We start from the raw sequence: 25277 nt of genomic DNA, 5'->3' as shown, positions 1-25277 counted from the left end.
TTTTCACTGTAACCTTAAACGCGGATTATCTTTAAAGATTAGGGAGTTTGAGTTTCCTGACTGTTTTGCAGAAAGCAGATCGATCAGTTTGTCTTGGCCAAGTTTTTGAGCCAGTATCATCGCATTTTCGCCTTTTCGTGTACGTAATCCAGGATTTGCTCCATACTGTAAAAGTAATTCAGCTACTTCAGCAGCCCCTCCTGAAATAGCCAACATCAAGGGAGTCCAGCCTAGCCTGTCACAGGCATTGACATCGGCGCCTAAGCGGATCAGCTTTTCGGCAATTCCTCTGTAACCTTGGGCTGCTTTACCGCAGGCCATCAGCAACGGCGTAAACCCTAGTGCATCGTGAGCATTGGGGTTCGCCCCGGCAGTGAGCAAAATATTGGCGATGACGGTATAGCCTCCTTTTAACGCAATCATAATAGCCGGGCAACCCGTTTCATCATTAGTATGTACATTTATGCCCGCCTGTATAAATAAGTCCACCAGTCTTTGATCGCCATCCTGGATAGCCTTTAAGAAAGCGCCGGGCCTGAATTCGATGCCGCGGACTTGCAGTTCTCGAATAGCATCGCGCCGGTTTTTCGCCTTACGTAAGCGCTCAAGCTCTTTAAACTTGTAGAGCGTATGAATATCTTTAAATACATCGGCTGCAAATCCCTGGCGTCCGCCTCGGGTATCGACGATCAGACTAGTGAAATAGTCGTCGATCTCCGGATCATCCCATAGCTCTACAATTTTTTTAATAATACGTTCGTAGTGCTGTTCCAAGGCAGTAGGGTATTGATCACCCAGTGGCTCAAATAGAGGGTATTTCATACAAAAATGTGAATTGGAAGATGGAGAAATTAAGGATTGCGGCAAAGAAGATAAGTCGCTCATAGGTACATTCTGCCGAGCCGGTGCTGATATTACTTCTATTAGCGGTACTTGTCAGAAAAAGATTGCAGGGAGTTTTGAAAAAAATCTGGGCCATTGCTTCGACAGTAATTTTCTGTCTAACAGCAAGGTAAAAGTTTTATCGGAAGGGCCGTGCTAATTTGAACGGCAGCAATTAGATTTGTTGCTTAACAGTGCGTCTATGACGAACTTGATAGGCGTAATAATTAGGAAAGCGATATGGCGAAAGAAGAAAACTTCCAGAGCCGCTAAACCCTGGAAGTCTTCAGATTATGTGGTTAATCGCTTGAGTAAAAACAATCAATCCCATGAAAATTGACCTGTTTTACTTCTTTTACGATTCACATTGACATTGCTGGCAATAGCGGCACCGGCAAATAGGGCCGATGAGATGATGAATTCGCCCGAAATAAAGCCGAGCAAGCCGATTACAAATACTGTTCCTATTAGAAGATCTTTATAGAAGTCGTTCATCAGTAAATCCCCGTACAAAGTTGAAGAAATATTTCATACTGCGGCTCAACTATAATCAAGATATTTATTGTTGACTATGGCACTGGGAGTTTATGGATTGTTTCGTATTTGAATATATTAAATCCGTAACGAGTTCATTTACTATAACGAGTCATGTCTGTGCTGCTGAATAGAATGCAGTTATAAAGCTGAGTTGAGCGGCTCGTCCGCTCAAACGAAACTTATGGCCTTTGGCTATAAAAATACCCATTGATCAAACCAGGCGGCTTGGCCTTTATAGCGGCTATTTTTATCGGCCAGATTCCAGATCACTGTATTTTTGATGAGAAATCTTTTGCCGGTGCTTGATATGCGCACGCCCTCATAATGATCGATATAACCTTTTTCCGATACTGTAGCCAAGACTTGATCACGCTTGGCCTGATTCACCGCTTCCGCAGATAGCCTGGAAGGCAAGCGGGTAAAGTCTTCCCAGCTTAGTTCGAATAATTCCAGCGCTTTCAGGTTAGCGTAATTAAAAATCGGATCACTCGCCGTATCGTGCGACACCACCGCAAACGGCGCATAAAACAATTGTTTTGCAAATTGCCGGTCGGACTGAACGTCCGGGATTAATTCTTTTAACAGCAATTGACGGTAGCTGTCTCTGATAACAACGGCATGTTCAACAAGAAAGCAATTTGCTTCAGCAGGGTATTCCATGGCAATCTCATGTTCCATTCAGTTTAAAAATTCTGGTATTCGGCAGTGGACACGAACATGATTTGCTACCGCTAAACTAAATTATTCAGATAATTGTTTTTCCTGGCCAGGTATTCATCGACAAATGCCTGCATCGGTTCAGCTTCATAACCATTCAGTACGCTGATTGCCAGTTTTTTAAAGCCTGCGCCAACCACTTGTTCACCGGCCTTAATTTGAAAATGTAAAAAAGCCGAAGCGCGCTTGCCGTTAACTTCCATTTTCGGTTCCAGCATTTCCACGGAGGCCTGCTGAAAATCGAGATGGTCGAAATTCAGGGTCATACTTTCGTAAATTACCAGCGGCCGACTGAGGTTGAACATAACGTTTTCGGTGGCTAATAACGGTACCAGCACATAGGGAAAATTTTGTCCTGAGAAGGCGACATAATCGCGAGTAAAGCTTTCAATCAATGCTGAATTTTTACTAACATCGCCGGAGCGCTCGACCTGCAAATAGGGTTTGCCCTCATTGTCGGTGACGGCAATTTGTCCGGCATCGCTGTCTGGAAAATTCAGCAGAACATCATGCCCGACCATGCCGGAAAAGGTAAAGTGCATGTTTTGGCTAAGGCCGTATTTCTCCAATACCAGAGAAAACAGCAAATCGCCCGGTACGCAAAACCGCTTCGCATCAACGTCATGTAGCGGGTTGAAGTCGTGCGCCACTTCTTTGGCAAACATGCTGGCTTGTTGGGCGGCAATGCTGATATTGCCATTATTGAGGTCGTAAAATTCTTTTAAAAACATATCTTCCATTAATATCAGTAAGTGGTATCGGCCTGAAAGGCAATCCGGGCGTTTCGCGGATGATCCGGAGCTGTCCGTATAAAGCTGAGTTGAGCAGCTTGCCTGCTCAATATGCCCTTGGGGTATAAGAAAAGCGAGAACGAACGCCGCTATTTTTGCGTTAGCTATCAATTCCTGTCGGTTTGAACAGGAATTCTATAATTAAATATCTTTATTTAGTAACTATTCAGCATATGCCCAATAGAACAAGGATTCGCCGGTTCCCAAGCTGGAGCTTTCGTTGTTATACACAAATATTTATTAAACACGTCATCCCGGCAGGGAATGCCGGGATGACGTGCTTTGTATAGAGCGGGTTATCTTCTCGTCCGGTACGCGAAGACTTGTGTATAACGACAAGAGCTCCAGCTTGGGAACCAGCGCAAGATACGCTGAATAATTACCTTAAGCGCCTGCTTAGATTACTTATCTTTCGATCTGAACTTGCTATAAAAGCCTTTCAGTTTCCCAGGCGCTTTCTCATCATCGGGTTGTTGATCCGTACTGGCTTGCTCTTCGCTTGACGGTAGCCTTTCATCCGCTTGCGTGTCTGTCCATTGCGGTTCTGTTTTGACCGGCTGTTGTTTTTTGCCGAATAGATTCTTGATTTTGCCAACCGATGCTTTTGCTGGAGCCGCAGGCTGTTGTTCCGGCTCTGCAGATACAGAGGGGACTTCTTCTACCTCAACGGGGTGAGGTTCTATTTCCGCGGCAGGCTGTGGTTTTTTACCGAACAGGCCTTTAATTTTTCCAAACGATCCTTTAGCGGGAGCAGTTGCCTGCTGTTCCATATCCGCCGATGCGGTTGACGGTTTTCTGGCGACCGGTTGCAGATTTTCGTCCAGCACCAAGTCCAAGGGCTCTTCCTCTTCTTCGATAGCGGTTACTAATTCGGCCGGTGTTTCTTCAACCTGACGGATAACCGCGGCTTCCGGTGCGGCGCTAACCGGCTTGGCCTGCTCAATGGGTTCAGGTTGGGTAATCACCGGCTCTTCAACGGGTGGCTTTTCTTGCGCTGGCGTTGGCTGTTGCCAGTCGGCAGGAGTAGGAGCGGTAACAGGCGTGAAGGCTTCCGGTTTAGGCACTATAGGCTGTGGCGCGGCGGGTTGAAAGTTTTTCAGGGTATCGGACAAAGCTTGCTGACTATTATTTTGTTGTTGCAGCATAGCTTTTTGTTCTTCAAGCGCCTGTTCCAGTTTGGAAAGCTGGCTGGTGTGATTGTTTAGAGTCGATTGCAGCGCATTCAGCAGAGATTCTTTTTCGGCCAATTTTACGGTTGCTGCTTGGCAGTTTTGCTGCAACTCGGCTTTTGCTTGTTGTTCGGTGCGCAGGCGTTCAATCAGTTGCGTAATGACTTTGTCGTGTTGCTGCCATAAAGCATCCGCCTTGACATCCTCGCTTGCAAGCAATGGCCTTTCGCCAAGGTCGAAACTGGTCGCCAACGTTTGAATGGTTCCGGCAATTTGCTGATTGCGTTGATAAATCAGTTGTTCAAGGGTTAAAACCCGTTGCTTTTCATCTTGGGCAACAGATTGGGCTTGTTCCATTTGCTCGGCGGTCGACGCCAATTCTTCCCGGCTGAGCTGTAGCTCTTGTTGCGCTGCATCCAGGTCTTTGAGGGCGGCTTTCTCGCCGGCGGCTTTTCCTCTTTTAATGGCGGCAATCCTGATGCTGTAAAGTATTGCCGTCAGCAGCCAGACTGCCGTCGCTAATGCCGCAGCGTACAACGCATTATTTAAGGTAAAAAGATACCATTCTGAAAGCGTAGTTTGGATGAAGGGTAGGTACGTTTGCATAGATGCTCCTCAAAAAAAGATTTTTTTTGCATATTGTACTCGGAGCATTGCCAACGACGCTGATATTTTTACCGGGAGTCTTATTTGGTGTTAGTTTTTGGAATTTTGTAATGTCGCTTTCTATTTAGCTACAGATCGATACGGATTGAACGGATAAAGGTAAAAGGCCTTGAACCTTTTACCTCCCGTGTGTATCTGGGCCAATCTGCGGCTGAATTGTTTTAGTCAAAGCAATGTCCGAGTTCCAGCCTCCGCCCAAGGCTTTGTAAAGCGCAGCCAGCGCCGTCGCGGTGGCGGTTTCGCTTTGCGCCAGGCTGTCCTGGTCTTGCAACAGGCGCAATTCGGTGTCCAGCACGGTCAGAAAGTCGGTCGCTCCTTCCGCAAAGCGCACGTGAGCCAGTTCATCGGCTCTTACACTGGCTTGGGCGGCCGAACTTAGCAGTTCTCTTCGGCTTCGCGCGCGATTGTAATTGACCAACGCGTTCTCGGTTTCTTCCAAAGCATTCAGCACCGTCTGCTCGTACTGGGCCAGGCTGGCTTCGGCGCGGGCGTCCGCGGCTTTGATACGGGCATAGACGCGGCCCAAATCCAGAGCCGCCCAACTGATCCTCGGGCCTGCCGAATAGGTATCCGAGCCTGCCGCGCCGACTCCCGACAGCGTGGCGGCTTCAAGGGCGATCGTGCCGACAAATGTCACGCGCGGAAAAAGATCGGCAGTGGCAACGCCGATGCGGGCGGTGGCCGCTGCCAAGGCGCGCTCGGCGACGCGGATGTCGGGACGGCGGCGCAGCAGTTCCGCGGGACTACCGATATTGATGGTCTCGGGTATTTTAGGCAGCGGCGCGGGCTGCGATAGTTTTTCCGTCAGCGCGCCGGGAAGCTGTCCGGTCAGTACGCTGAGCCGGTGCATGGCTCGATGAACGGCATTATCCAGAGGCGGAATAATCGCCGACGTAGAGTCAAGTTGCGCCTTTGCCCTGGACGTGTCGAGCTCGGTCCCGCGGCCGCTTTCGAGCCTGACGCGGGTTATTTCCAGTGTCTCGGCCTGGTTTGCAGCGTTCTTTTTCGCTACGGCCAACTGTTGTTGCAAGCCTCGTAACTCGAAATAGTTCCGGGCAACTTCAGCAATCAGGCTCACGCCGAGATCCCTAAGGCCGGCTTCCTGCGCATCAACCTCGTCGCTGCTTGCTTCGACGTTGCGACGCACGCGGCCGAAGAAATCGACTTCCCAAAAAGCGTCGAAACCGATGTTGTAAAGTTTCAGGTCTCGCGGTGCAAAAGCCCGGTTATTCAACGCGCCGGCACTACGAATCTGGTCGGTATAATTTGCATGGGAACTGACGATAGGCACCAAGTTAAGCCCCGCTTCCATATACAGCGCCCGCGCCTCAAGAAGATTGGCGCGAGCGGCCTGCAGATCGCGGTTGTGCCGTACCGTTCGGTCGACAAGTTCGTTCAGGTCTTTATCTTCAAACAATTTCCACCAAGCTACTTCAGGGCCTTGCGTAGAGAATTCGGGAAGTGAGGCATTTGCGAAGGCCTGGCCGGCATCGGTTGCAGGAGCTTTGTAATCGGGGCCTACCGCGCAGGCGCTCAGTATAGCGGCGCAGAGTAAAGCGGCAGGGGGGGCGGATAAGGCAGTCCAACCTTGCATCGGGCTGCGAAATTCAGCGGTGCGCATTTTTTTCATAGATTATGTCGTCGTTAAATATTGGTGCCGGAGTGCAGGCTTCGCCAGCATGGATGCTGGCGAGGGGCGTAAGCAGGAGCGAAAGCTTCGCCTGCCGGTGCAAGCGGAGCTTGCACTCCATCCCCATGCGATAAAGGTAATGCGGTTTTATCGGTCATGGTTTGCATGAAGTGTCTTGTGCCGGGAAGCTTGCCAGCGTTGCGCCAATGCCTGCGCGATTACATAGAATACCGGCGTTAGCAGTAGGCCGAACAAGGTCACGCCCAACATGCCGCTAAACACCGCGGTGCCGAGCAAGCGCCGCGATTCCGCACCTGCTCCCTGCGCGACGACCAGCGGAAATACGCCCATAATGAACGCAAACGAGGTCATCAAAATCGGCCGCAAGCGAATCCGCGACGCTTCCACCGCCGCATCGAAACGGTTAAGCCCGCTTTCCTGGCGCCGCTTCGCGAATTCGACGATAAGAATCGCGTTCTTGCTGGCCAGGCCCACCAAGACAATGAAGCCGATCTGGGTGAAGATATTGTTGTCCATGCCGCGCATCCATACGCCCGCCAACGAACACAGAATGCACATCGGCACGATCAGGATCACCGCAAACGGCAACGACCAGCTTTCGTACTGGGCTGCCAAAGCCAGGAATACAAAGATCACGCTTAACGGAAACACCAGCATCGCGACATTGCCGGCCAGCACTTGTTGCAGGCTCAGTTCGGTCCATTCGAAACTGAATCCGGGCGGCAATTCCGCATCCAGCAGCTTGTTCATCGTGTTAATCGCTTGGCCGGAACTGACTCCGGGCAACGTGCTGCCGTTAATTTCCGCCGTCGGATACATGTTGTAGCGGGTAATTTTGTCGGGACCGGTAATTTCCTTGACCGACATCAGCGACCCGAGCGGCACCATGCCGCCTTTGAGATTGCGCGTTTTCAGCTCGGCGATGTCCGACGGTTTCATCCGGAACTCCGAGTCGGCTTGAGCCACGACTTGGTAGGTTCTGCCAAAACTATTAAAGTCGTTGATGTAAAGCGAGCCGAGATAAATCTGCAAGGTGTCGAATACGTCCTTTAACGGCACATCCATAGACTTGGTCCTGATCCGGTCAACATCCAGGAAAAGCTGCGGCACTCCGGCGCGGAACGTCGTAAACAGCGCGGACAGCCCAGGTTGCTGATTGCCTTTGGCGAGCATATCGCCGGTCACCTGTTGCAGTGCATCGCTACCGGCATTAGTGCGGTCCTGAATTTGCAGTTTGAAGCCGCCCACGACGCTCATGCCCCGGATTGGCGGCGGCGGAAACGCGGCAATATAAGCGCCTTCGACCTGACCGAGATTTTGCTGGAGTTTTTTGACAATCGCATCGGCGTGAAGCTCAGGATGACCGGCGCGTTGTTCGAAAGGTTCCAGTCTGGCGAACATCGTCGCGACATTCGATTGGTTCGCGCCGGCCAAAAATGAATAGCCTGCATAGGCGATGACATGTTTGACGCCTTCGGTTTTCAGCACGATCTTGGTCGCCTGCTGAACCACTTCCTGGGTACGGGACAGCGAAGCCGCATCGGGCAGTTGCGCGTACAGAATCAGGTAGCCTTGATCTTGCTGGGGAATGAAGCCCGTTGGTACTTTTTCAAAAGCCAAGATGTTGAGCCCGTTGAGCCCCGCATACAGCACCAGCACGACCGCCGTCATCCGTATCAGCCGGGCGACCAAGCGTCCGTAGCCGTCGCTGAACCAATCGAAGAAGCGGTTGAAGCTGCCGAAGAACCAGCCGAACAGACGGTCGAACAGCCGCGTAAACCAGTCCTTGTCGCCGTGCGCGCGGTCCAGCATCAATGCGCACAGGGCAGGGCTCAAGGTTAGCGAATTGAACGCGGAGATTATCGTGGAAACCGCGATAGTCAGTGCAAACTGCTTGTAAAAAGCGCCGGAAACGCCGGTGATGAAAGCGGTCGGCACGAACACCGCGACCAGCACCAGCGCCGTTGCAATGATAGGTCCCACGACTTCGCCCATCGCCTGTTTGGTGGCCTCGCGGGCGGTCAAGCCCTCGGCAATATGGCGTTCGACATTTTCAACCACGACGATCGCGTCGTCGACGACGATGCCGATAGCCAGTACCAAGCCGAATAACGATAAGGTGTTCAGCGACAGGCCCAACGCCGACATGACCGCAAACGTGCCGATTAGCGACACCGGCACCGCCAGCAGCGGAATGATCGTGGCGCGCCAGTTCTGCAAAAAGATCACCACGACCAGTACGACCAGCAGCAGGGCTTCGAGCAGCGTTTTGGCCACCGCGTCGATGGATTGCTGCACAAACACGACAGTGTCGTAAACAAGCGTGTAGTCAAGGCCTTCGGGAAAACGCGGCTTCAACTTCTCCATCGTTTCCATCACGGCTTTCCGGGTTTCCAGCGCATTGGAACCGGGCATCTGGAAGATCGCAAGACCTACGCTGGGCTCGCCGTCCAGTACTAGGCCTGAGTTGTAATCCTTGGCGCCCAGCTCGATGCGGGCAACGTCCTTGAGACGCGTAACTTGACCGTCCTTGCCCTGTTTAATAATAATTTCGGCGAACTGGTCGGCTTCCATCAGCCGCCCGGTGGTCGTGACCGTGTATTGAAAATCGGCGTTTTCCTTGGCCGGCAACTGGCCGACCACGCCCGCGGCGACTTGAACGTTTTGTTCGCGGATAGCGTTGACCACGTCGCCGGCGGTCAAGTTGCGCGCGGCAATTTTCTCGGGATTCAGCCACAGGCGCATGCTGTAGTCGCGAGCGCCGAAAATCGCGATGTCGCCGACGCCGGGCAGCCGCGCCAGGGTATCTTTAATTTGCAGCAACGCGTAATTGCTCAAGTAAACACTGTCATAGCGCTTGTCCGGGGAGACCAGGTTGACGACCAGGCTCAAGTCGGGGCTGCGTTTTTTAACGCTGACGCCTTGCCGGCTGACTTCTTGCGGCAGTTTGGGCTCGGCCAGGGCTACCCGGTTTTGTACCAATACCTGGGCTTTGTCCAGGTTTGTGCCCGGTTTAAACGTAATGGTCAGCGCCATGTTACCGCTATTGGTCGATTGCGAGGACATGTACAACATATCCTCGACGCCGTTCACTTCCTGCTCTATGGGCGTCGCCACGGTTTCGGCCACTACCGCGGCATTGGCGCCGGGGTAGGTCGTGCTCACCTGCACGGTCGGGGGAGCGATTTCGGGATATTGGGCAATCGGCAGGCCAATCAGCGCCAATCCGCCGACGATGACGATAACGATCGATAATACCGACGCAAAAATCGGCCGGTCGATGAAAAAGTGCGTGAATCGGTTCATGGTCTATTTCCCGCTATCGTTTCCGGCCGGCACGATGCGTTCCGGGTTCACTTTTATGCCCGGTTTGAGCTTCGAGATGCCTTCGATAACCACCCATTCTTCAGCCTTCAAACCTTGCGTGATCACGCGCGATTGGCCGATATGGGCGCCGAGTTCGACTTTACGGTATTGCACTTGATTTTCCTGATCGACGATCCAGATGAATCGTTGCGCCTGGTCGGTGCCGATCGCGCGATCGGGAAGTAAAACCGCAGGGTAGGGTTTGCTTTGGCGAACCCGCATGCGGGCGAAAAAGCCGGGACTGAGCAATTCGTCCGGATTTGCAAACACGCCGCGCAACGTTAACGTGCCGGTGGCCGTGTCTTCGCGCGGCGATATATAGTCGAGATGGCCCTGGTGCGGGAAATTAACCTCATCGGCCAGAGCCAGTTCGACCGGCGTGCGCGCTTCGGCTAAATTGCCGCGTCCGTCTTGCTGGGCTTGACGCCGGTATTTCAACACCGAACGTTCGTCCGCATCGATATAAACATAAACCGGATCGGTAGAGACAATGAAGGTCAACAAGGTGGCGTCGGCTCCGCTACCGCTGACCAAATTGCCGGCAGTGATCAATTCGCGGCCGATTCGTCCGTCTATCGGGGCGCGGACTTTGGTAAATTCCAGGTTCAACTGGGCGGTATGAACATTGGCTTTCGCGGATTCAACAGCGGCCAATGTTTCCCGCAGGCCTTTGCTGCGCGCATCGTATTCTTCTTCGGAGATGGCTTTGCCGTGAAACAAGCGTTCGGCCCGGGACAGGTCGTTTTTTGCCAGCTCGTGCTTGGATTTAGCGCGCTCCAATTCAGCTTCGGCGTAACTCAGTTGCGCAGCAAACGGTTTTGGATCGATCAGGAATAAAAGATCGCCTTTATGTACTTTGTCCCCGGCCTTGAAATTGACTTTCTCCAGATAACCGCTGACGCGGGCGCGTATATCTACCGAATTGACTGCTTCGACGCGGCCCGTGTATTCGTCCCATTCGGTGACTTGCTGCGATAACGGCTGCGCGATTTTGATTTTGGGCGGCGGCGGTTGATTTGCTTGGGAGCCCGGAGCGTTAGAGTTTTCGCAGCCAATGACGGAGATCAAGATAAAAGTTGCCAGCAGACCGTTTCGTATCTTTCCATCCGAAAAAACAGGTGCAGGATTTGATTGTTTCGATAGCTTTAAGTTAGGGATGGCCGCCGATAGATGGGTTTGTTTTTGCATCCTTTTTTACACTCTGCGTTTGGAATAGAAAAATGGTAAGACATATTATCATTTAATTTAAGGTATCATTGCAGTTTGAGTCAATAAATTTCGAGAGCACTACAGATGATTAAATGCGGGCGACCTCGTAAAGGCGAGGAGCTTTTAAGTCGCGATCGATTACTGGATACAGCCCACAGCCTTTTCCTTGAGTACGGTTACGGCAACCTTAGCCTGGAAACCATAGCGAAGGATGCCCGCGTGTCAATGCGCACGATCTATAGCCAGTTCGGTGGAAAGGCCGGATTGTTCGGAGCTTTGATAAGGCGTTGCAGCGATCAGTTTGTCAGTGACTTGTCGTTGGAAAATGTCTTGGAACGTTCGCCGGAAGACGCGTTGGTTTCATTCGCAAAGCAGTTCCTGCACCGCATTACGCGGCCGGACGTGGTGCGGATGCGGGCGATATTGATCGGCGAGTCGCCGCGTTTCCCGGATTTAGCCACCCAATTCTATGAGCAGGGCCCGCAACGAACTCTACAGCATCTGGCTCAATTCTTCGCCAAACAGCAGAAGGCGGGCTATCTTGCCGAAATGGATCCTCATTTTCTCGCCGATCAATTCTTGAGCGCGCTACGTAGCGAAAGGTTCCAAAAATTGCAACTCGGTTTAGAGCCAACGCCGGACGAAGCGGAGATTGACGCCTGGGTACGGCAGGCTGTCGGCTTGTTTCTACGCGGTAGTTTGAAACACAAACAAGGCAATGCTTAAGGTAAAGAGTTCACCACGAAGACACGAAGCTTTTAATTCAATGTATTAGAAACTTCGTGCCTTCGTGGTGAATATGCTCTTTCTCCGGGTTTTAATTGTTGCCGGTAAGGCTTCATCTAGTTTTTGGAGTGCTCAGTAATAGCCGCTCCAATTCCCCGGCCGGTATCGGCTTGCCGAACAAATAGCCTTGAAATATTGTGCAGCCCAGGGATTTCAAAAGTTCATCCTGTTTAATGTCTTCCACGCCTTCGGCGATCACGGTTATTTCCATCAGCTTACCCAAGGTAATCACGCTGTGGATAATATAGGCGTCCTTGTTATTTTCGATGATGTTATCCATAAAGCTTTTATCGATTTTGATCTGGTCGAAGGGCAGGTTTTTCAGGTAACTGAGCGATGAATAACCGGTGCCGAAATCGTCCATGGCCAGAACGACGCCGATGGATTTTAGTTCAAGCATCTTTGCGATAGCCGTATCGATCTCTTTCAAGACCATGCTTTCGGTCAATTCCAGTTTGAGCTGTTTGGGTTCGATCGCATATTGCGCCATGATTTCCTGCACTTGCTTGACGAATCCCGGTTGATAGAACTGCTTGGCGCTAACGTTTACGGCAATGCTTAGGTTTTGGGCCAAAGGCAGGTTTTTCCAAGCTTTGAGTTGGGCGCAGGCGGTTTCCAATACCCAGCGTCCGATGGTCAGTATCAGGTCCGTCTCTTCGGCTAACGGAATAAACTGGATAGGAAGAACCAAGCCCAGTTCGGGATGATCCCAGCGGATCAGCGCTTCCACGCCAATCATCTGTTTGTTGTGATCGACTTGCGGTTGATAGAAGAGTTGTAATTGTTCGTTGTCGACAGCCCGGCGCAGGGCGGACTCAAATTTTGTGCGTTGCTCCAATTCTTGTTGCATGGCCGGATCAAAAAAACGGTAGGTATTTTTGCCGCTCTTTTTGGCCGCATACATCGCTGTATCCGCTTGCGCCAGCACGCCATTAGCGGTCGTGCCGCCATCGCAGAACAGCACTATGCCGATACTGCTGGAGCAGTTATGTACGACGCTGCTTAAAACGTAAGGTTCCGCCAGTGCCGAAACAATCTTTTCCGCAATCGTTTTTACTTGAACAGCTGCGTTGTCAAGCGCTGCGCCAAGCTCTCCCAATAACACGATAAATTCGTCGCCACCTAATCGCGCCAGGGTATCGGTTTCCCGTACACAGGTTTTTAATCTGCGTGCGACTTCGACCAGTAGCTCGTCGCCTATGCCATGGCCCTGGGTATCGTTTAGCAACTTAAAATTATCCAGGTCGAGAAATAGCAGTGCGCCGTAGTTTTCAGTGCGTGCTTGAATGGCGAGCGCATGATCCAGGCGTTCAGTTAAAAGACGCCGGTTCGCTAATTCCGTCAACGTGTCATAAAAAGCCAGGCTTTTGATTTTTTCTTCGGACGCCTTGCGTTCGGTGATGTCGGTAAAATTTCCGATATAATGGGTAACGCATCCAAAATCGTCCTTGACAGCCGTTATAGCCAGCCATTTCGGATAAATATGGCCGTCTTTATGGCGATCCCATATTTCCCCTTCCCACTGGCCGTCGTTTTGTAAGGCGCAACGCATGGCGCTATAAAATCCCTGGTCATGGTGTCCGGATTTAAGAATAGAAGGTTTTTTACCGATGACTTCTTCCGAACTGTAGCCGGTAATTTGGGTAAATGCCTGATTAACGCGGACAATGATTTCGTTAGCGTCGGTGATAGTGATGCCTTCCAAGGTCTCGAAAGCGGTGGCGGCAATGCGAAGTTCTTGTTTGGCCCTTTTGCTTTCGGTTATGTCCCTGAAGAAGCAGACAAAGTAGCCGCCGTCTTCGTCTATGAACGAAGCATTGACCTCAACATCCCATACGCTTCCATCCTTGCGCCGGTGCCGTGTTTCAAACATATCGGTGCCATGGGCCATAATGTAACGGATATGTTCGGCCGTTTTTTCCGGCGATTCCTGTGCTTCCAGGTCGGTGACTCGCATAGCGACCAGTTCCGCTTCTGAATATCCGGAAAGAAGGGCGTAGGCCGGATTGGCTTCGAGCAGGCGTCCTTCCCGATTTATTTGCCAGAAACCTTCTCCGGTGGTCCGAATCACAGAGCGGTATTTTCGATGCCGCTCGTAGAGTTCGGCGGTGCGTTCGGCAATTTTTTGCTCCAGTTCATATTCGGATGATTTGAGTTGGCTGACAGTGTTGTCTAGCTGTTTTGTCATTCTATTGAATAATTGCGACAACTCGGCGATTTCTCGATAACCCGCTAACGAAATCCGTTGCGTGAAATCTCCACGAGACAAGGCCTGAGCCATGTCTGTCAGCGCAATAATCGGTTTGGACATGCTCCTGCTAACCATTGCTGCAATCAGCCAGGCGCTGCAAGCAAAAAAGAAGACCGCACCGCTTAGACTGATAACCAGTTTTGTCAATGGCGCAAAAGCTTCCGATTGATCGATGTGCGCCATAATGCAGCCGCCGCCGATTTCCGGTACAAACCGGAAACCATGGATGATAGGAACGCCTCGATAATCAAAGTTCAGCGTTTCGCCGCTTTCATTGTGTAAACAGTGTTGCATCGGTAGTGCGGAAATGGGGTTGATGATTCCTTGTTGCGAAGGATAGCGCGGCTTGGTGACGAAAAGGCCGCGGTTATCGGCCAGGAAGGTTTCCCCGGATTGTCCCAATACGTTAGAACCGGTGAAAATCTTTTGCAGCTCTTGCGCGGGATAAGTTGTCACTAAGCTGAAGCCGGAGGGCTGATCGGTAGCTATCAGCGACAGTAGCGGATTGCCGTTTACCGTAGAGATTGTCGCTATTTGTCCGCTAAACAAGGTTTTGTTTAATTCGTCGAAAGGTATAGCTTCGCTGCCCCAAATAAGCTCGTTCTCGACTCCTGAGCGGAAAGTAAAACCGGCGACATGATTGATAGCGGCGAACTGTTCCAGCCGGGTCCGAACGCAATCATTGATACCTCCGTCGACGTTGCTGCAGACGCTTATCAATTTGTCCAGCAAAGCTTTGCCTCGCTCGTTGTCCTTCTGCAAGTGCGTACGCAGCTCTTCGTAACGGGTATCGGCGACACGTCCTACGTCCTTGATCCGATTTTCTTTGATGCTGTTATAAACAAACCAGTATGCTGTTGCGCCTATTAATCCGGTGGGCAGCAGAATGCACAATAACAATGTGACAGTTAAATGTGTTTTTATCGATCTCATTCCCATAGCTTGCTTATTTTATGTAGCTTTTTCAAAACATAAACAAAATAGCCACCGTACGCTTATTCCGGATTGGTGCGGTTTTTTTAAGTTTAACATCTTAAAACCGGATTATAAGCATAGTTTTCATTGATCGAATGGAAGCTAAACATCCATATGATTAACCGATGCTGCCGATTGTCCGTGAAAGTCACGAAAAGTACTAAAAAACTGTCCGCTTATGGCGGAAGTAACCGGGACGGGAGATTGGGGGGAGCTTGGCGAAATATGAAGGAAGGGGTATGGTTGGGATTCTTGATCTTGGGATACGGGCAGTAAATAGGAATTACCAAAATTTTTCCGTTCGCGCCGTCCCTATTCGGCCGGCTCATGACAGGTTTCGACTGCGCCCAGGACTAAAGGCCTTGTCGAATAGAGTTCAACGCGAACGGCTCGTCGACCAAAAATAATGCTTTTATTTCGGCGAACCCAGCGCATCGATATTATCTTGAGCTGCCGAGTTGCCTTGAGCGGCCGCTTGTTGATAGAGCTCAAGCGCTTTAGCTTCGTCCTTCGGTACGCCGAGCCCGTTTTCATAAATATAAGCAAGGTTGTATTGCGCGTCGGGATCGCCGGCTTTAGCTTCTTTTGTCCATTGGGCAATCTTGCTTTCCGTTACCGTTGCGACAGGAGGCACTGCTTTTTTTGTTTCAGGACGAGTGTTATCCGCGGCTTTTTCAGTGCAAGCCGCGAGCAATGCTGCAGTTGTTATAACGATGGCAATAAAGGGGAGTCGTTTATGATGTAATGTCATTGTTCAGCCCGGTTAAAAAATGGAAAAGAATCGGCGCATTGGATTATTTGCCGGTAATTCATTGTTTAGCATGAGCTAATTTGGGATGGTAACTTTTTAATTATATTATCCCTTTTAGTCATATTACGAAAATAGGTGTTTTTGCTTATATTTTGGTAAAAACAAAATAAGCTATCCGTCCGATGACTAGGCCAAACCGTTGGCATCGCCGGTTTGACCTACAACGATCTAAATAGTTATTACAGAATCGGATTCGCAGTATTAAGTCCAGTTATCGTCGTTATCATCGCTAGCTACGTCATCGTCCCAAGAGGATGCATCGGCGATACCGAAATCCGTTCCTCCCATGTCGTCATTGTCGCTGATAGTATTGGATGTAGAGGGGGCGCTCCATGGCGAAGTATCATGGCGCGGCGGTTCTTCGGCAACTTCATGCTTATCGCCATCGATAAATCGATGCATCAGCGCCTCGCCCGCCACTACGCCGGCACCCAAAGCCGCTCCGGACGCCAGATTTCCGAGAATGCCGGAGCCCATTCCGCCCGTGGCCGGTTGTCCCATGACTGTACCGTTCGGACCGACGGGCATATTTGCCCCAGGGCCGTTACCCGCATAGCTATTGGCGGGGATGACGTTGGCATTTCGCCGGCTGAAAAATCCAATCAGCATCACGATTAAAGCGATGCCCAATATCAACAGGATTGCCGGCATCCATTCCGTAAGGCTGGACGGTAGATTTTGACTCGGAGCGCCGGTATTTGATTGTGGCGCGCCATTGGATACTGAAGAAATACGGCTTTTAAGACTGTTTACAACTTCCGGCTTGGCAAAAGGTAATCCGGGTTGTAAGCGCTCAGCGGTGCTCAATTCAACGCCGGCGCCGCTGAACAGTCCCTGTTTTGCCAGTAGCTCGGCTTCCACAAAGTGCGCTTTGGCGCTGTTGGGATGCGCCTTCAGCACCTTGTCCATCATCGCTTGCGCTTCATTAAATTTCCCAGCCTCTGCGGCCAAATAAACTTGATGCATGGTAGGGTCATCTTCGGCAAAAGCGGGTGCTGTTAAAAACAGCAGGGCGAAGATAATAATGGAACGTTTTAACATTGTTCGACTCCTGGTTTGGTTTGTAGTTTATAAATTCGGTGCAATATAAAAATAATGGCGCCGGTTTATTAAGGGATGCTTAACGCTGCTAAAGGCGGTTGCTCAAGGCAAGGCCGGAAGCGAAAAATATTTTTGTAAATCTTTCAATCTCGGCTGATCCAGATAAACATCATCCGGATAATAACCGATATGATGAACTCTGAGTTTTCTCAATAATTCCAGTTGTTCAATAAAAAGCGGCGAGGGAATTTTCTCTCTTGTTTCCCAATTGACCGTTTGCAGCTCAAATACCGATTTTTTCAATCCTTCGGGATAGCGGGCTGCGGCATCGACTAATTGCGTCAGCCATTGCTCAGGTTTCTCTGTTTTTTCAATTGCCGGCGTACTTTCGATAACGACATAATCGTAATGCGCTAAAAAGGATTTATACCCAAAGGGCATAAGTTTCGTTTGAGCAGACGGGCTGCTCAACTCAGCTTTAAACGATTGGGCAGGCCATTCTTCGCTATCCGATTTTAATAAAGGCAAGGCGTGGAGTTTGCGTGCCGTTTTTATAGGGGGACGGTTAGCCCGCACCCGATTAGCCAGCTCATCGGTAAATTGATTAATCAAATCGTTTTTATGTTGAGCCCATGCCATACGCATTTGGGGGCTTGAATGCAATTTTTCAAACTGATCGGGCAATCCCCAGACATCATGCCCAAAAGCTAATGCTACAGCAGAAACATCTTCATAATCGGATAAAACTCCGTCTTGATGAAACAATATCCCATCGACATTACAGTATTGGCCCAGGTCTTCATAAAGTCCGGTAATAAAATGCCTGGCTTCAGGTTGGAAAACCGAAAGCCGCGTATAAATACGATTGGACTTTTGCGCTTTGCCGTCTTTCCATTGTTGCACATACCAGGCGTCGGGAAGGCCGTTTTGATAAGCGAAAACCGGCAGCCACGCATATACGTTGACCCCGGCGCGGGTTTTCAATTGCCAGGCGACATGGTTCAACAAATCCTGTTTAACCGGCATATAAGGGTTGGGAAAATATAATGCATCGGCATTACCGTCGCCATCGGAATCCGAGTATGCCTGTAAAAAGACGGTATTAATATGCGCGTTGGCGATGCGTTGAACCTCGGCTTCTATATTCAGTTCGGTCTGTTTTGGATTTTTATCGTACAGAAAATCCATGTCCAGGCGCGCTACCCGCAACGGCCTATCGGTACGCAGTTTGCCGACAATTTCAGCGAATTGGCGGACGTCCGGGTTGTCAGTCATAATCAGGCGGCGCAACACATCGATGTCGGCGACCGTATTAAAACCGTCAATCAAGCCCATCGTCATCGGCATTCCGGCTTCGCGCGACGCTTCCAGCGCAATGCTGTTGTATTCCCCATAGGGCCAAACCATCACTCTGGGCCATACGCCGGCATGCTGGAAAATGAATTCGGCGCTTTTTCTTAGGGCCAGATGGATGCGTTCCCGGTATTGTTCTTCCGTTTCGTAACGTCCGGCCGCAGGATCGTATAAGCGGGTGACCGCAGCCGCTTGAGCATCGTTTTGCGGATTGGCAACGACGCTTTTATGCAGATCGTAAGTATGCGAGGCCATTTCCACCAGGCCGGATTTCACCATCTCCCGTACCTGGCTCCAATTCAGCAATTGCTTGCCTGCTTCATCCGGCGTATCAATGCCTTCTATCCAAGTCCCTATCAAAGCGACAGTAGCCGGATAGTGGTATTTTTTCAGTAGCGGAAAAACACGCGTATAAAAGCTTTGATAACCGTCGTCGAAGGTCAGCAACACGGATTTATCCGGTATCGAATTTTTGCCCGCTGCCGCATCAAGCACGTTCTGCACGCTGACGATTTTATAGCCGTTCTTCTTTAGCCACAGCAAATGTTCCTCAAAATGGTCGACGCTGACGTCCATCGCATTTAATGAAGATCTTGGGCTGTCGGCTTTTACTATGTCGTGATAGTTGAGAACGATAAAGTGATGTTCTTCGGCATGGGCAACTGCTGCAAATTTTGCTAAAAAGCCCAGCAAAAATATAAGCTTGAATAATTTCGACAGCATAATGATATTTAACCGGGACATAATAAACGATGTGGAAATAATGACGGCGATGAATCAGGTTGTTCGCTATCAAGGTGCCCAAGCAGTTTATAGGCCATCAGCGTCAAGTTAAGCTAATTCAAGAAATAAGCTTATAAGCCTGATAAAAATAAGGGGCTAAAAGGTGAAAATCAACCGGCCATGCTGGTTTTTCAGGTGTAAAACAACCGGGAATTAATTGGACAGATACAAAAAGTCCGCAGTCGAATTAATCATAGCGTTTTATGTCCAATGCTTAATTAAGAAGTTGGTGGTTTTCAACCAAAAACGTTGGTTCATTTAAACGACGTTATATTAGCAATCCGGTATTTTTATCTTTTTTGCAACCGCTTAACTCTATTGGGCCGGACCGTAGACAGCCGCCAAAAAATTCTTAACAGTATTGATTGTAAAAAGTTTTTTCTAACCCGACTTGAGCGTCTAAGCATATCGGAATTTGTATTGCCGGGTTCTGGCATGGCTTATGCTTTGAAGTCAATAGGCTAAGACGCTTTTTAGTAACAATTCCGAGGTTAAAAAACAACATCATGGCTGATCGTGAGCACAACCAGTTTGTTTCAAATAGTTCCAATGAAACGGCCGAGAATTCTAAGTTTGACCTGGACGTATCGATAGAACATATCGCGCATTGGCTGCCGAGCCAAGGGCCGATCAAGGATTTTATTCACCACAACACGCTGCACGCCGTTCAGAATTATCCTTTTCATGAAGGCGTGGCTATTGCCGCAAAAATCTTCGGCGCACGCAGCTATTTGCCGTTGGAGGATTATCAGGAAAGGTACCGGCAGGGCAGGATTGACGACGATGCTTTGGACTGGGCTATCGAGCATTCCGGATGTGTTCCGCAAAATCGCGAGAAATTACGCAAGCGGCTGTTCGCTGAAGACGCCAATAGCCATTATCCGCCGGTTTCATTGGCTAACCACGGCATACGTAACGCTTGGCTGACCAGGCTCGAAGTCGACCTGAACTCGTTGGTGCATCCGATACTGTTCCGCCTGTTAGGTAATTTTCTCGACCAAGGCATTAGCCGCTGGAGCTTGCCGAAGAACGGCGAGCATTTCTGGGATTGCGTATTGCGGCTCGCGCAAAACAGCTTGTTGCCTCTGTATCCGTTAAATGAAGCGAGCGTGCATGGATTGCTGTCCCAAACACCGGATCAAGTCATTAAAGCCTGCTTGGAGCGGATAGTCGGCGATGAAACGCTTTACGAACAATACCTGCTGGAGCTGCTGTTAGCCCATCCCGGCTGGGCCGGTATGGTGCGAATTATTGAGCAAAATTCAAAGTCGTTGCTTGCCCGCCGGGAAATTTCATTGAAAGAAATGCTTGCAGTCGAGCTGGTGCTTGAACTGGCCTTTCTACATAAGAAAAAGGGCGCCCAATTTCCCGGCATTGCCGCATTGCCTCGTCACGATAGCACGCCGTTGCTAAAAAACGGCACATTGAAAGTGAAGATTCCATTGCATTTGCGAGTTTGGCACGAAGCCATGGAATGGTCTTTACATAAAGAATTGCTCGCCGGGCTGAAAGCGAATGCTAGTCCCGCGCCAAGGCCGCAGCCTGAGGCCCAGGCGCTGTTTTGTATCGACGACCGGGAATGTTCGTTAAGGCGTTATCTGGAAGAAATCAATCCGGCCATCGAAACATTCGGAGCAGCCGGATTTTTCGGCATCGATTTTCTGTATCAAGGCTTGGATGACGCTTACCCGGTCGCGCAATGCCCAAACATCATTGTTCCGAAGCATTTGATTAAAGAGCAGGGCAGTAAGCCGAAAGCGGACAACAAGACCGGCAAGCTGAGTAACATGCATTTCACTGCCCATTCAATGTTCCGGGGTTGGCTCTATACGCAAACCTTAGGCTTAGGCTACGCAGTACGAATGGCCTGGAATGTATTCCGTCCCGGCTCGAAACTGCCGGAAATCAGGACCTTGAGCGAAGTCGAATCGCACTCCCACCTGCACCTTGTCAGGGAATCCGACGAGCCGACCGAAGACGGCTATTTACTGGGATTTTCGTTTACCGAAATGGCCGATAGAGTCGGCGGCTTATTGCGCAATATCGGTTTGACGAAAAACTTTGCACCGACGGTCGTTATCGTTGCCCACGGTTCCAGCAGCGTTAATAATCCGCATTTTGCCGCTTACGATTGCGGCGCCTGTTCCGGCAAACCGGGCGCGCCGAATGCCCGTGCTTTCGCCTGGATGGCTAATAACAATTTAGTACGGGCAATCCTGGCCGAACGTGGCATCGATATTCCTGACGAAACCCGTTTCGTCGCCGCGTTGCACAATACCAGCCGCGATGAAATCACGTATTTCGATCCGCATTTGCTCGAAGAACATCCCGTTCCCGGCTTGCACGTTTTCCAACAGAGCATGAAAAAAGCGCTGCAACGCAATGCCCGCGAGCGCTGCCGCTGGTTCGAACTGGGCCCGCAATCGCAGTCAAACGAAGAAGCTCACGATCATGTAATGGAACGCGCGACCTCTATTTTCGAACCGCGCCCGGAATACAATCACTCGAATAATTTATACGCGATTGTCGGGCGCAGGGATTTAACGCGGGGCTTGTTCATGGATCGCCGCGCTTTCCTACATTCCTACGATCCGGCAACGGATACGCAAGGCGACATCATGGCGCGCATCCTGTCCGCGGTTATCCCGGTTTGCGGCGGCATCAACCTGGAATATTTGTTCTCGCGCATCGACAACTCGGTATACGGCGCCGGCACCAAGCTGCCTCATAACGTGATCGGCTTGCTCGGCGTCGCCAATGGCGTTGAAGGCGATTTGCGCACCGGGCTGCCGTCGCAAATGGTTGAAGTGCATGAACCAGCGCGGCTGCTGCTCGTTGTAGACCAGACCCGCGAAATCCTCGATAAGACCATAGCGAAGCTCGGCCCGCTGAAAGAATGGCTTGATAACGAATGGGTAAGGTTTGTCGCGTGCGATCCAAACAGCCGTGAGCTTTCGCTGTATTCGGTTAACGGTTGGGAAGCAGTCGAACTGTCCGGCAATTACCAGGTTCCGCAGGCGAGCCATTCTGAGCAGATTATCCCCGGTAAAACCAAAACCATCCCGGTGCATCAATTGACGAGGAGACATGCATGAACGCATTATTGTTAAGCTGCCAGTTCATACCGTTACTGGGCTTTTTGCTGGTTTTCCTGTCCGACAGGAACGAGAAAAAAATCGCCGCGATCAGCTTCTGGTGCAGCCACGCCTTGGGCCTTTGCCTTGCCGGTCTGTTGGCGCTATGGGCCGGCGCCGGATTTCCCGGCTATGAATATGAATGGTTTACGCTGTATGAAGCCGGCGAATACCGTTTCCCGGTATTGTTCTACCTGGACAGGGTCGGCGCTGTTTATATGTTTTGCGTCTGGGCTATTTTTTCGGTCATCGTCAAATATTGCCGCGTCTATTTGCATCGCGAAGCCGGTTACAAACGTTTCTTTTTGACCATCTTCGCTTTTGTGTTCGGCTTGAATATGGTTATTTTGTCCGGCTCGATCGACATGCTGTTTGCCGGCTGGGAGATTGTCGGCATCGCTTCGTTTTTATTGATCGCCTTTTACCGGCACCGCGTGCAACCGGTTCGTAATGCGTTAAGGGCTTATACGATTTACCGGTTCTGCGATATTGGCCTGTTGCTCGGTTCGTGGATGAGTCACCTGTTGTTCCACGAAAGCCAGCATTTCAGCCAGCTGGCCAACTTATTCGACAATCCGGCAATGCCGCCGGCAGGTTATGCTTCATTGCTGTTGCTGTCGTTTTTAATCCTGATCGCGGCTTCGGGAAAATCGGCGCAGTTCCCGTTCTGCTTTTGGCTGCCAAGAGCGATGGAAGGGCCGACGCCTTCGAGCGCGATTTTTTACGGCGCGTTGTCGGTGCATTTAGGCGTTTTCTTATTGTTGAGAACCACGCCGATCTGGGGATACCATTATTTCACCCGCTTTATCGTTTTTAGTATCGGTTTACTGTCGGTTATCATCGCCGCTATTTCCGAAAAAACGCAATCGAATATTAAAGGCCAAATCGCCTATGCATCGATTACCCAGGTCGGGTTTATGTTTATCGAATTGGCTTTAGGGCTTGAAACTCTGGTGCTGATTCATTTCCTGGGCAATGCGTTTTTACGCTGCTACCAGCTATTGGTATCGCCGTCGATCGTAGCGCATTTATTAAGGGTGGAAGGCGCTGTCGATACCGATTTTTATATTAAAAACGGCAGTTCAAGATTCCAGTTCCTGCCTGCGTCGATACGCGACACGTTGCCGGAAGTCTTGCAAAACACCTTGTATGTGTTCTCGTTGCAGGAAGGTTATTTGAAACTGATAGTGCGTGCTGTGCTTTGGAGTCCGTTAAAGCGGCTGGGCGCAACGATCAATACGATGAATCCGCGGCTGAAACTGCTTAGCGCTTGCGCCGTCTTCGTATTGTTTTGGTTACCGGTTGCGGCTATCGGCATTAACAGCAAATATTTGGCGATTCCGATAGCGGTCTTTATGGTGCTTGCATCGTTAAGCGCTTTCAGCCAAAAACACAGCCCTTTTGGCGTATGGAATGCAATCGGCCTTAGCTCGATTCTGGCGGGCGTCGCGGTTTGGTTTTTAAATCCCGATGCTTGGTTCGACGTGGCGATATTTACCAGCGGTATCGTCCCGGCCTGGATTTTAGGATTGGCGGTATTGGCGGCTCTGCTGAAAAATGAAAATTTTGCCGATACGCCGTTCGCCTACCGGGCGATGGCGGAAACTCAGCCTAAACTTTCGTTGCTGTTGTTTTTGAGCTTTTTAGGTTTGGTCGGCTTCCCGATTTCTCCGGCTTTTCTCGGCGAAGATTTATTGCTGTCCCATGCCAGCAATCACGCTCCGTGGTTTGCATTGCCGATAACGATTGCTTTCGTGATTAACGGTATCGCTGCTGCTAGGGTATTCCAACGGCTGTGCATGGGCAGGCCGAGTGAGTTGAATGTTGCCGCGGAAGACATGGCCCTGGAAGTAAAACATACGGTCGAAACTTCGCAGCCGCATACGGCCTAAAAAACTAACCCCCAACTTTAATTAACCGGGAGGAATAATATGAAAAGAAATATCCATAAACGGGCAACTCGTACCGCATTGGTTTTGCTGGCGTCATTAGCTTTACCAATGGCTGTTTTTGCCGATGCCGGCAAACAGGCTTCTACCGTGCGAGCGCTGCCGGACATCGATAACAGCACTGAGACAACGAGAAGTAAAATTCAAAGCGAAAAAGAACAACAAATCGTTACGGAAGCCGCCGAAGCGCTGTCGAATATCCATCAAGCCTTGGATGCTCTAAATAAGAACGACGGCAAAAAAGCTTTTTACGCGTTGCAGACTGCGTCGGAAAAACTGGATACCGTATTGGCGAAGCATCCGTACCTAAAATTAATCCCTACCGATGTCGTCGTGAATACGATCGATTTTACAGGCGACGCGAAAACAATCGAAAAAGCGGTCAGCGAGGCCGAAGATTTGCTCGGCGACGGTAAAGTTCAGGCCGCAAGGCAAATGCTGGGCGGACTGGCCAGCGAAATAAGCATTTCGACGCTTAACATGCCGTTGGGTTCATTTCCGGCGGCGGTTAAAAAGGCGATGGCAATGGCGAATAACGGAGAAAACAAAGCAGCGCTCGACTTTTTGAACGACGCGTTAAACATGCTGGTCGAAACGACGGATATTCTGCCTCTGCCGTTTATTCGCGCTGAAGCTTTGGTAAACAGGGCTTCGGATTTGGAGCATAAAAAAGATGTCGCAAAAGAAAAAAATCGGGAGGAAATCCTGAAACTGGCCGATGCCGCGAAGGAACAACTGAAAATTGCCGAACTGTTGGGTTATGGCGATAAGAACGATTTTAAACCGGTATATACGGAAATCGATGACATAAAGGAAGATGTGCATACCGAAAAATCGACAGCCGCTTGGGAAAATATCAAGCGTAAGCTGGCCGGATTAAAAAACAAAATCAGTCCTTTCCAGAAGTAATCCGGAGCTCAGGCACAAAATAGCAGGAAGAAAATAGCTTGGATTGAGATTGCTCAATCCGGGCTTTTTATGGAAATTAACAATCGGTCGCGCTACTGTTTTTTATTGTGGAGTTTTATTGGCTATGCCGGTTCGTAAGCCGATGACATTACAACTCAACGGCATTAAATAAACGGCGCGATCAGGATGACGATATGGCGAACGTTTTTAGTGCGTGTTTTAAAAGTAGCCATTGAGTTGCAAAACCTGCAAAATTTAAAATTTGCAATGGCTAAAAGAAAACACCGCAAGCGCTAC

General features: G+C 50.1%; 16 protein-coding genes. 4 read left to right on the top strand and 12 right to left on the bottom strand.

Going from position 1 to position 25277, the window contains the following annotated elements; genetic code table 11:
- Positions 1–3: 3 nt before the first annotated feature.
- The 8 genes from EKO24_RS10420 to EKO24_RS10390 all read right to left on the bottom strand — a co-directional run bounded on the left by EKO24_RS10420 (position 4) and on the right by EKO24_RS10390 (position 10967).
- On the bottom strand, positions 4–885 hold the full coding sequence (locus EKO24_RS10420; protein WP_206667256.1) for an ankyrin repeat domain-containing protein: 882 nt from the start codon (positions 883–885) through the stop codon (positions 4–6).
- Positions 886–1203: 318 nt separating this feature from the next.
- Complete coding sequence (locus EKO24_RS22640; RefSeq protein WP_162853355.1) at positions 1204–1377, bottom strand: hypothetical protein; 174 nt, start codon at positions 1375–1377, stop codon at positions 1204–1206.
- Positions 1378–1611: 234 nt separating this feature from the next.
- Positions 1612–2079, bottom strand: a complete 468-nt coding sequence (locus EKO24_RS10415; protein ID WP_127029732.1) for an MEKHLA domain-containing protein — start codon at positions 2077–2079, stop codon at positions 1612–1614.
- Between the two features lie 71 nt (positions 2080–2150).
- The gene (locus EKO24_RS10410; protein WP_127029733.1) at positions 2151–2867 is read right to left on the bottom strand and encodes a DUF3581 domain-containing protein; all 717 of its coding nucleotides are present in this window, start codon (positions 2865–2867) and stop codon (positions 2151–2153) included.
- A gap of 461 nt (positions 2868–3328) precedes the next feature.
- On the bottom strand, positions 3329–4702 hold the full coding sequence (locus EKO24_RS10405) for a hypothetical protein (protein WP_127029734.1): 1374 nt from the start codon (positions 4700–4702) through the stop codon (positions 3329–3331).
- Positions 4703–4880: 178 nt separating this feature from the next.
- Positions 4881–6356, bottom strand: a complete 1476-nt coding sequence (locus tag EKO24_RS10400) for an efflux transporter outer membrane subunit (protein ID WP_127029746.1) — start codon at positions 6354–6356, stop codon at positions 4881–4883.
- 183 nt (positions 6357–6539) lie between these two features.
- On the bottom strand, positions 6540–9719 hold the full coding sequence (locus tag EKO24_RS10395) for an efflux RND transporter permease subunit (RefSeq protein ID WP_127029735.1): 3180 nt from the start codon (positions 9717–9719) through the stop codon (positions 6540–6542).
- Between the two features lie 3 nt (positions 9720–9722).
- Positions 9723–10967 (bottom strand): efflux RND transporter periplasmic adaptor subunit, encoded by a 1245-nt coding sequence (locus EKO24_RS10390; RefSeq protein WP_127029736.1) that lies wholly within the window; start codon positions 10965–10967, stop codon positions 9723–9725.
- A 105-nt stretch (positions 10968–11072) separates the two neighbouring features.
- Between EKO24_RS10390 and EKO24_RS10385 the strand changes: the two genes are divergently transcribed.
- Positions 11073–11714, top strand: coding sequence for a TetR/AcrR family transcriptional regulator (locus tag EKO24_RS10385; RefSeq protein WP_127029737.1), 642 nt, complete (start codon positions 11073–11075; stop codon positions 11712–11714).
- Positions 11715–11826: 112 nt separating this feature from the next.
- Here the strand turns inward: EKO24_RS10385 and EKO24_RS10380 are convergent, their stop codons facing one another.
- The 4 genes from EKO24_RS10380 to pgaB all read right to left on the bottom strand — a co-directional run bounded on the left by EKO24_RS10380 (position 11827) and on the right by pgaB (position 18949).
- Positions 11827–14958, bottom strand: a complete 3132-nt coding sequence (locus EKO24_RS10380) for an EAL domain-containing protein (RefSeq protein ID WP_161990595.1) — start codon at positions 14956–14958, stop codon at positions 11827–11829.
- A 454-nt stretch (positions 14959–15412) separates the two neighbouring features.
- Entirely contained in the window at positions 15413–15751 is a 339-nt protein-coding gene (locus EKO24_RS10375; RefSeq protein ID WP_127029738.1) for a tetratricopeptide repeat protein, read from the bottom strand.
- A gap of 261 nt (positions 15752–16012) precedes the next feature.
- On the bottom strand, positions 16013–16852 hold the full coding sequence (locus EKO24_RS10370; RefSeq protein ID WP_127029739.1) for a tetratricopeptide repeat protein: 840 nt from the start codon (positions 16850–16852) through the stop codon (positions 16013–16015).
- A gap of 102 nt (positions 16853–16954) precedes the next feature.
- Positions 16955–18949, bottom strand: a complete 1995-nt coding sequence (gene pgaB, locus EKO24_RS10365; protein ID WP_127029740.1) for a poly-beta-1,6-N-acetyl-D-glucosamine N-deacetylase PgaB — start codon at positions 18947–18949, stop codon at positions 16955–16957.
- Positions 18950–19494: 545 nt separating this feature from the next.
- Between pgaB and EKO24_RS10360 the strand changes: the two genes are divergently transcribed.
- The 3 genes from EKO24_RS10360 to EKO24_RS10350 are packed head-to-tail and all read left to right on the top strand — an operon-like array spanning position 19495 to position 24980.
- Positions 19495–22083, top strand: a complete 2589-nt coding sequence (locus tag EKO24_RS10360; RefSeq protein WP_127029741.1) for a YbcC family protein — start codon at positions 19495–19497, stop codon at positions 22081–22083.
- Positions 22080–24014: a proton-conducting transporter transmembrane domain-containing protein gene (locus EKO24_RS10355; protein ID WP_127029742.1), complete on the top strand. Its 1935-nt coding sequence runs from the start codon at positions 22080–22082 to the stop codon at positions 24012–24014. Before EKO24_RS10360 ends, EKO24_RS10355 begins: the two co-directional genes overlap by 4 nt.
- Before the next feature lie 39 nt (positions 24015–24053).
- Positions 24054–24980, top strand: coding sequence for a YfdX family protein (locus EKO24_RS10350; protein WP_127029743.1), 927 nt, complete (start codon positions 24054–24056; stop codon positions 24978–24980).
- The last annotated feature ends 297 nt before the right edge of the window (positions 24981–25277 follow it).

This window comes from Candidatus Methylobacter oryzae (assembly GCF_003994235.2).
In the GTDB taxonomy this organism is placed as follows: domain Bacteria; phylum Pseudomonadota; class Gammaproteobacteria; order Methylococcales; family Methylomonadaceae; genus Methylobacter_A; species Methylobacter_A oryzae.
This window is presented reverse-complemented; position numbering and strand designations above follow the sequence as displayed.